The following is an 8,906-nucleotide window of genomic DNA, read 5'->3' as shown; positions in this document are numbered from 1 at the left end:
ATTTAAATTAACTTTTTAAAATAAATAGGTTTTTAATATTCTCAAAATACAGAACATTAAAAACCTAAAGCTCACATTATTTTTTTTAAATTCTCTTTAAAATATAAAACAGCCTCTTCTAATTCTTCTTCAGTTGCCATTCTGGACTTTAGCCCGGCTTCAATCATTTGTTCCCTTATTTTTGCCGGAATCACCTTCGCTGCAAATCCTCTTAATTTATTTATGAGAATAGGATCTACTAATCCCGGCAATCTGAACTCTCCAAGAGAATTTTTATCAACTAACATAGCTTCCAAATTTTCTTTTACCTTGAGTCCGTGTTCAGAATTCGGCATAGCTCCAAGTGTCATAAACAAACCCAAATTTTTTTGTTTTGTCTTATCTAGGACCTTTTTAATCTTCCCATCCGGCAGTGCCTTATCTATCCACCCTCCTAAAAGTGCAAAATCATAATCATCAATTTTTTTATTTTCATCTACACTGGCTAAATCCATCTCAGCGACATCCTTTAATCCTTCATATATATACTCTGCAGCTCTTTTAGTGTTTCCCGTCTTAGATGAATATATAACTATCCCTTTCATGCTTACCTCCCAAAACTAATATATTTTATATTACCCACAATATATAATTTTTGGACAATTTTTTACAATAACTTTTGCAATAAAAAATAGTTAACTCTCATTAACTATTTCTATCTTAAACTATTCCAATTAAATCCTTAGCTGTTATATTTTTCCCCTTTAAAAACTCTTCAAAATCTTTTAAAATATCCATTACTGCATTTGGATTCATAAAATTAGCCGTACCTATTTGAGCAAGTGTGGCACCTGCCATCATAAATTCTGCTACATCAAGCCCGGTGGAAATCCCTCCGGCCGCTATCACAGGTATGCTCACATTTTTTGCAACTTGATGCACCATTCTAAGCGCAATAGGTTTTACAGCAGGTCCTGAAAGCCCGGCGTATACATTGTTAAATACAGTCCTCTCTGCATAAGGGTCTATAGCCATTCCAAGCACGGTATTTATTAGTGATACACTGTCTGCTCCCGCTTCTTCAACAGCTTTTGCACACTCTACAACATCTCGTGCATTGGGAGATAACTTTACAATCAAGTTATGTTCTGTATGAGCTTTTACAATTTTTGTAACTTCAGCTGCAGTTTCAGACTCTATTCCAAAAGCCATTCCCCCCTCTTTGACATTAGGACAAGATATATTCAACTCTATTGCAAAAAAATCGTGTTCATTTAACAATTCCACACTGTTGATGTATTCTTCAATTGTATTTCCACCAAGATTTACAATAATATTTTCATTTAAGGTCTGCATTTTTTGAAGCTTCCCATTTAAAAATTCATGTATTCCCGGATTTTCAAGTCCAATTGAATTTAAGATGCCACTAGGAGTTTCCCAAATCCTAATTCCTTCGTTGCCCGGCTTTGGATTCCATGTTATTCCCTTTGATATTAGAGCCCCCAATTCACTTGGAGAATAATAGCTCTCGTATGCCTCTCCATAACCATAAGTGCCTGAAGCCGGAAGCAGTGGATTCTTTAAAGTTTTCCCAAAAATTTCAACTTCAGTTCTCATACCAATTCACTCCCATCAAATACAGGTCCTTCAACACACGCTCTCTTATTTCCGGTTTTGGTTTTACATGAACAAGAAAGACACGCTCCAACTCCACAGCCCATACGATTTTCTAAAGACACATATACCTTGCAGCCATTTTGTGTCCCCAAACTTTCAACGGCTTGCATCATTGCACTTGGACCACAAGTGTATATCAACTTCTTATCAAATTCTAAAACTTCAGTAATAAGTCCACCCTTTTTGATTATAAAATTTACTTCCAAATCTTCAAATGCCTTCTCAAGATTTTGAGTTTCTCTCTCTCCAATATAAAAATCTATTTTAACTTCAGGATTTTCTTTCTTCAAGCACTTAACTAAATAATAAAAAGGAGCCGCTCCAACAGAACCCCCAACCAAAGAAATCTCATCTATATTTTCATAGCAAAAATGATTTCCATGAGGGCCATCAGCCATTATCTCATCTCCGACTTTTAAATCCCTTATTATCTTCGTCCCTTCTCCCCTTACTTCATAAAAGAACACTATCCCGTCATCTTCAACATCATATATTGAAATCGGTCTTGAAAGCGTAGGATACTTGTTCCACGCTCTAAGCATATAAAATTGTCCCGGTTTTACATCATCTACCTGATCTATCTTAATCAAGTAGTAATTTAAATCTATGTGTTTATTATATATTACTCTTGCCATATCTACTCGTTATATTTAGTAAGTGAATCACAGTATTCACATCTATATTCTTCAGTTTCAGCATTTGCCAAAGTAAATTTGTGGTCCTTTACCTTTTCAATATTGCTGATGCATCTTGGATTCTTACACTGCATTACACCTTCAACTTCTTTAGGTAACTCAAGTCTAACTTTCTTGACTCTTTCTCCGCCCTCTACAAAATTTACAGTAGTTCTTGGAGCAATTAAGCCGAGTACAGTATAATCAAGTTCAAAATCAGTTTCAATCTTTATCAAATCTTTTTTGCCCATTGCAGTTGACGGTATAGATTGCATTATAACTACAGGGTCCTTAACTTGGTCTAACTTAAGCGCAGTGTAGATAACCTTGGCCTTTCCGGCTTCAATATGATCAAGCACTATCCCCTTTTTTATCTTTGATACATTTATCATCTTAAGCCTCCAATCCCAATAAGAACATTATAAGCGCCATTCTCACATACATCCCAAACCTGGCTTGTTCAAAATAAACAGCCCTTGGGTCGTCGTCAATCTCCGTTGAAATTTCATTTACCCTTGGAAGCGGATGGAGAACTATCATATCTTCCTTAGCCAAATTCATCTTTTCCTTATCCAAAATGAAGAAGTCCTTTAGTCTTAAATACTCTTCCTCAGATACAAATCTTTCCCTTTGAACCCTTGACATATACAATATGTCTAGTCCATTCTTAATTGCCTCAGATAAATCAGAAGTTTCAATATAATTTTCTTTAGCAATCTCATCTTTGAAAGTCTTAGGCATTCTCAACTCATCAGGAGATATGAACACAAACTTCACTCCCTCATATCTGTTCATCGCCCTTACAAGAGAGTGTATTGTCCTTCCGAATTTTAAGTCCCCACAAACACCTATTGTCAAATTATCAAATCTTTTTTTGTAATAATCTATGGTCAATAAATCAGCAAGAGTTTGAGTTGGATGTTGATGTCCTCCATCTCCGGCATTGATTATAGGCATTCTTGTCATTGCCTTAGCCGCAAGTAGTGCCGCGCCTTCTTTAGGATGTCTCATTGCGCATATATCAGCATAATTTTCCACAGTCCTTATGGTGTCTTGTAAAGACTCTCCCTTGGCTGTTGAAGATACTTTCGCATCAGAGAACCCAACAACTTGTCCCCCAAGTCTTAGCATTGCAGACTCAAAAGATAATCTTGTTCTTGTAGAAGGCTCAAAAAAAAGACTGGCCAATAATTTCCCCTTACAAACATCCAAATAATTTTCAGGATTTTGTATAATCTTATTTGCCAGTCTAAATAAATCATCAAACTCTTCAGTTGTAAAATCTAACGGTTGTATTAAATGTCTTAGCATATTTCCTCCTCACTTGGAGCGCACTAAGCCAAAAAGATATACATTTACCTTTTTAGCGTCCCGCACTAAATTAAAAGTAATTTCTTCCTCGACTAAATATACATTAATATTTGTATTCTGTCAATTAATATTTCCTCAATTTCAAACCACATTCTAAATAAACTTTAATTTAATTTTTAAGCAATATAAAATCATAAACTATCCATTTTATTTGTCTTTCGCAAGTACACCTCGCAAAACGCATAATGAAATTTTTATGATTTACAAAAATCGTAGGGGGCGCACGAATGCGTAAGCATGAGGCCGACCCGCCAAACCCAATATCAAATAACCCCATACAATATAATAAAAAATAAAAACGAAATTTTATAAAATGCGGGCGAACCTCGTTACACTCGTGCCGCCCCTACATTTAATTGATAAAACAACTAATTCCCTACTTAACCCCTCTTTGCTCTCTTTCATACAACATATAAGAATAAATTGTAGGCACTATTACAGCTAGAATAATCATCCCAAATATAACAAATGCTGAATTTTTTAAAAATATAGCACAAATAAGTCCGAAAATTCCTGATAATACAAAACTAAACCCTGCAACCCTGTGAGTTTTCTCCCAAATATAATCGCTGCTCAACGTCCATTGATTTCTAATTCCCATTGTGTAATTTCTCTTTGCCTTAGGCAAAAAATTGCCCATCACAATAAATAAAATAGATATCATTATAAAGACAATTTTACTTACATCAACCTTTGCTCCCAATCCAATAGTTATAGTTATTACACTGATCACAAGAGTTAAAATCGGAATAATATAAAGAGATACAACATATAGCTTTTCATTTTGATATTTCTTTCGTGGATCCTTATTCAACTGAAAAATCAACAAAGCTTGAACACACACCATTATCAGAGGAAAATTGAATAGAGCACTTGCCTTAGAAGAATACTTATCAGCAGTTCCATCAAACCCAAAATGAGTAGGCAACATATCCGGCATCTTGTTATAAAATATTGCGCCTAAAATCAATGGAACTAATAACAACAAAAAACTAATTACTACACTCTTTTTATTTCTCATATCCATCCCCCTTAAACTCAAAAAAATAAGCCAAAACCTCTTCAAAAACAGAAGCATTCATAGAATACACTCTGTAATTTTTATCTTTCTCATCAAAAATCAGCCCGGCGTCCTTCAAAATCTGAAGATGATAACTTAAAGTTGCATTAGTCATATCAAAATGCTCAGAAATTTCCCCTGCCGTTAAACTATTTTTCTTTAAAAGACTTAAAATCTCTCTTCTGTTTTTGTCGGCAAGAGCCTTAAAAGTCTTTTCTAAACTCATAAACACTTCTCCTTATTATTTATAATAGAGGCCTCCTAATCTATCATTCTCATCAAAAGTTATAGTAAAAATAACCTTAGCATTTTTATAACTTGCCTCTTGTACAACTGTAAAATATATATGATTTTCTTTCTTATCTTCTTTCGATACAACCTCATTTTTGCCAAAAGATTCAAACTCTCCATTTTTAGACAAATCCTGAACTATTTTATCGCACGTCTCAACATTAAGCGCCTCTTTCATTTCCTCAGTTACATTTTCTTTAACTTTTTCGAAATCACCTTGATTTAAAAATTTAATTACTTCTTGCCCCAAGTTTATATATTTGTCTGAGTTTTCCACTTTTTTCGCTGAACTACAACCCACTAACAAACATGCCATCATTAAACCAAATAAAATTTTCTTCATACTTACCTCCAAATTTTCTTAATTTTAAATATATATGCCAACAATCCCAAATCTATTACCATCCATGTAACATATAGCCCAATAAAATTCAAATTTAATAATGGCGCTATAAAAATTAGATAATCAAATATGAAGTGCATAAAAATTGCTACTAAGAGAAATTTAATTTCTCTATTCAAAATAAAACCTCTCCAAATTATAACCGTCATACACACGTGGAAAATAATAGCTAATATTCTTTCAAAAATATTTATCCAAACTATATCAACAGTAATGTCTGTGCTTGAATATAAAATTATTCCCACTACCATAATTACTTCCATTACTCCATGCCCTAACCCAAAAATAACAGGTTCAGATAAAGTATAATTACTCTTTACAAAATATCTTCTTAAAATATATCTCCCCCCTTCTTCAAATATTCCAGCACTTAATGCAATTAGAATATAGGTTAAAATTTTATTTTCACTTTCAAAAATAGAGTATTCGAAAGTCGAATATATGTATTTTAAAATTGGCAATCTAGTCAACATCTGTGTTATTAAAAAACAAAACATCCCCAAAATAAAAATTTTTAAATTATGATTTTTATACATTTCATCCTCCCTCTAATCTATTTAGAATATTATCTAAATAGATAGTACATCCATCAAAATAATTTGTCAATTCTATTTTGAAAATTTTCTAAATAGTTGCATAAAAAAATACCCCGAAGGGTATTTCTAAAATTCTAATATGTCTCCAACAGCTTTTTTCATTCTCTCTATTGCCAAATCAATTTCAGCTTCGTTTATGATAAGTGGAGGATTAAAATATAAAACATTCCCAAGAGGCCTTAAAACCAATCCATACTCAAGCGCTCTCTTATAAATTTGGTAACCAACTCTCAGCTCAGAATCAAAACCTTTTTTCGTTCCTTTATCTTCTACAAGCTCAATCGCATTTATCAAGCCAACATGTCTTATTTCGCCAACGTTTTTGTGATTTAAAAATTCCTCACAAAATCTTCTGTGTAAGTACTCAGCAGTGACTTGCGCCTTCTCTATTGTCTTATCATTTTCCAAAATATCCAAAACTCCAAGAGCAACAGAACACCCAAGAGAGTTCCCACTGTAAGTATGAGAATGCATAAATGCTTTTTGGTCGTTGTACTCTGCATAAAACGCATTGTAGATTTCATCAGTAGTTATAGTTATCGCCATAGGCATGTAACCACCGGTAAGTCCCTTTGAAATCGCCATTATATCAGGGCTTATTCCGGCATTATCCACCGCAAAAAACTTTCCCGTTCTTCCAAACCCGGTTGCAATCTCATCAGCTATCAACAAAACATCATACTCATCACATAATTTTCTAAGCTTTGACAAATACTCTGCCGGGTAAATTTTCATCCCGGCTGCGCCTTGTAAAATAGGTTCGACAATTATGCTGCAAGTTTCATCTCCATGCTCTTTAAAAGCCTGTTCAGCTTTTTCAAAACACTCTACACTACAACTGTCCCTATCTTTGCCATAAGGACACCTATAACAATCCGGAGCTTCTATCCTTATAGTGTCAATTAAAATGGGATTGTACATCTTCGCATATAAGTCCAAACTTCCAACACTAAGGGCCCCGATTGTTTCTCCATGATATCCATCAGAAAGACACATAAATTTTTTCTTGTGCTTGTTTCCGGTTTGATAATGGTATTGAAAACTCATCTTTAACGCACATTCTATCGCTGCAGAGCCATTATCAGAAAAATTAAACTTTTTAAGCCCTTTAGGTAAGTGCTTCGCCAACCTTTCACACAACTCTATCGCCGGTCTGTGTGTGAAATTAGAAAATATTACGTGTTCAATATTTTCAAGCTGATCTATCAATCTTTGATTTAAAATTTCATTCCTATGCCCTAAGAGATTGCACCACCAAGAACTCACAACATCTATGTAATCTTTTCCCTCTATGTCATATAACATAACACCCTTGCCACTTTCAATTACAATAGGAGGAAGCTCCTCATAATCTTTCATCTGAGAACAAGGATGCCAAATGTACTCCAAATCTTTCCTTTGTAAATTTTCAACGTCCATACTTAAAATAATCCCCTTAAAACACTCTCTTCAATATCCAAATCCGTATTTCCATGCTCAACCTTTGCAATAACAGGAACACCTATCAACTCCTCAATCATCTTCAAGTTGTCCCTTTGCATTAAACTTCCGTCATAATTATTTAAAATAACTCCCTTTAACACCAAACCTTTCTGTTTCATATAATATGCCGTTAAAAAAGTGTGATTTATAGTTCCAAGACCTGCATCAGCAATCAATATAGATGGTAAATTTAACTCAGTTATAAAATCTTCAAGCATAAGTGTATTTTTGCCATAATTTATCGGGCAGATAATTCCGCCGCTACCTTCCATTACAACATAATCATATTTTTCAGATAGCCTTTTATATCCCTCGACAACTTTTCCAAGCTCAACTGCATTCCCTTCAATTTGAGCTGCTAAATGCGGCGAAACTGCAGTTTCATATACATAAGGCACCAAATTTTCAACACTCTCTTCAATACCTGAAATCTCTTTTACATAAGCAGCATCTCCGGGAACTAATTTCCCATCAACCAATTCAGCTCCACTAAGCGCCCCCTTATAATAAATTGCGTTCATTCCAACTTCCAACATCTTTTTTAACAAAAGCGCAGTTACATAAGTCTTGCCTATGTCAGTGTCCGTTCCTACTATAAATAAACCCTTCATCTAGCGCCCCCAAGAGCCTTTAAAATCTTTTTGCCTGAAATAGTGGATACCAGACATAAAAATAAATCCCCGGGAACAGCAAGCAAAAAACAATATAAAATTACATTCTTTACACTAAATGGCGTTCCAATATAAAAATTGCTTATCATGTAGTAATAAACCATTCCAAATAAATAAACGAAAAATAAATTGATTATAGAAGATATAAAAATGTTCTTTGAAGAATAGCCATTTATTTCTAAATATCTTCCACCAAGATAAGTTCCAACCACAAAGCCAATCAAATATCCAAAAGTTGGCATCAATATGTATGCAGGTCCACCACCGCCAGTAAAAACCGGTATTCCAATAAGGCCCAATAAAATGTAAACCCCAACACTCAACGCACCAAGTTGTGAACCAAGTATTATCCCCGCCAAATTAGTAAACAAAAATTGTAACGTAAACGGCATATTGGGAACCGGTATCTTTATAAACGCACCAAGCGCAATAAGCGCCACGAAAAGCGCCACCCTCGTCAAACTCATAGTCTTAATTCTACTCTCCAAATAAATCCCCCTTTGCTAAAATAATCTTAACAACACGGGTCAATATTGTCAATTTAAAAATATATTAGGTTAACTATTTCCTTTGTGATTATTTTTATTGTTATCTTTTTTTAATTACACGGGCGGATCCACAAATACCAAAAGAAAATTATGTGTATATAAACGTAGGGGCGGCACGTATCCACAATAAAAATAAAGATTTGAAACTAATACA

At 34.2% G+C, this 8,906-nt stretch carries 12 protein-coding genes; all 12 read right to left on the bottom strand.

What is annotated here, in order from left to right; genetic code table 11:
- Nucleotides 1-71: 71 nt before the first annotated feature.
- Nucleotides 72-584: a flavodoxin family protein gene (locus HMPREF9129_RS03035; protein WP_004820232.1), complete on the bottom strand. Its 513-nt coding sequence runs from the start codon at nt 582-584 to the stop codon at nt 72-74.
- Between the two features lie 115 nt (nt 585-699).
- Nucleotides 700-1,596: a dihydroorotate dehydrogenase gene (locus HMPREF9129_RS03030; protein WP_004820230.1), complete on the bottom strand. Its 897-nt coding sequence runs from the start codon at nt 1,594-1,596 to the stop codon at nt 700-702.
- Complete coding sequence (locus HMPREF9129_RS03025; RefSeq protein ID WP_004820228.1) at nt 1,593-2,291, bottom strand: dihydroorotate dehydrogenase electron transfer subunit; 699 nt, start codon at nt 2,289-2,291, stop codon at nt 1,593-1,595. Before HMPREF9129_RS03025 ends, HMPREF9129_RS03030 begins: the two co-directional genes overlap by 4 nt.
- A 2-nt stretch (nt 2,292-2,293) precedes the next feature.
- On the bottom strand, nt 2,294-2,722 hold the full coding sequence (locus HMPREF9129_RS03020; protein WP_004820226.1) for an aspartate carbamoyltransferase regulatory subunit: 429 nt from the start codon (nt 2,720-2,722) through the stop codon (nt 2,294-2,296).
- Nucleotide 2,723: 1 nt separating this feature from the next.
- Nucleotides 2,724-3,641, bottom strand: coding sequence for an aspartate carbamoyltransferase (gene pyrB / locus HMPREF9129_RS03015; RefSeq protein WP_004820224.1), 918 nt, complete (start codon nt 3,639-3,641; stop codon nt 2,724-2,726).
- A gap of 436 nt (nt 3,642-4,077) precedes the next feature.
- Nucleotides 4,078-4,722 carry an SdpI family protein gene (locus HMPREF9129_RS03010; protein ID WP_040552241.1) on the bottom strand — a complete coding sequence of 215 codons (645 nt, stop codon included), beginning with the start codon at nt 4,720-4,722 and terminating at the stop codon, nt 4,078-4,080.
- Nucleotides 4,712-4,987 carry an autorepressor SdpR family transcription factor gene (locus HMPREF9129_RS03005; RefSeq protein ID WP_004820221.1) on the bottom strand — a complete coding sequence of 92 codons (276 nt, stop codon included), beginning with the start codon at nt 4,985-4,987 and terminating at the stop codon, nt 4,712-4,714. Before HMPREF9129_RS03005 ends, HMPREF9129_RS03010 begins: the two co-directional genes overlap by 11 nt.
- A gap of 15 nt (nt 4,988-5,002) precedes the next feature.
- Nucleotides 5,003-5,395: a DUF3887 domain-containing protein gene (locus HMPREF9129_RS03000; protein WP_004820219.1), complete on the bottom strand. Its 393-nt coding sequence runs from the start codon at nt 5,393-5,395 to the stop codon at nt 5,003-5,005.
- Between the two features lie 2 nt (nt 5,396-5,397).
- Nucleotides 5,398-5,991, bottom strand: coding sequence for a YhfC family glutamic-type intramembrane protease (locus HMPREF9129_RS02995; protein ID WP_004820217.1), 594 nt, complete (start codon nt 5,989-5,991; stop codon nt 5,398-5,400).
- Between the two features lie 126 nt (nt 5,992-6,117).
- A complete protein-coding gene (gene bioA / locus HMPREF9129_RS02990; RefSeq protein WP_004820215.1) occupies nt 6,118-7,470 on the bottom strand; it encodes an adenosylmethionine--8-amino-7-oxononanoate transaminase in 1,353 nt (450 codons plus the stop codon).
- A 2-nt stretch (nt 7,471-7,472) separates the two neighbouring features.
- The gene (bioD, locus tag HMPREF9129_RS02985; protein WP_004820212.1) at nt 7,473-8,144 is read right to left on the bottom strand and encodes a dethiobiotin synthase; all 672 of its coding nucleotides are present in this window, start codon (nt 8,142-8,144) and stop codon (nt 7,473-7,475) included.
- A complete protein-coding gene (locus HMPREF9129_RS02980) occupies nt 8,141-8,692 on the bottom strand; it encodes a biotin transporter BioY (protein ID WP_245946054.1) in 552 nt (183 codons plus the stop codon). Before HMPREF9129_RS02980 ends, bioD begins: the two co-directional genes overlap by 4 nt.
- Nucleotides 8,693-8,906 lie beyond the last annotated feature (214 nt).

The sequence above is a fragment of the Peptoniphilus indolicus ATCC 29427 genome (assembly GCF_000227315.1).
GTDB classification, from domain to species: Bacteria; Bacillota; Clostridia; order Tissierellales; family Peptoniphilaceae; genus Peptoniphilus; species Peptoniphilus indolicus.
The sequence above is the reverse complement of the archived record's forward strand: the minus strand, read 5'-3'. Positions and strand labels throughout refer to the sequence as shown.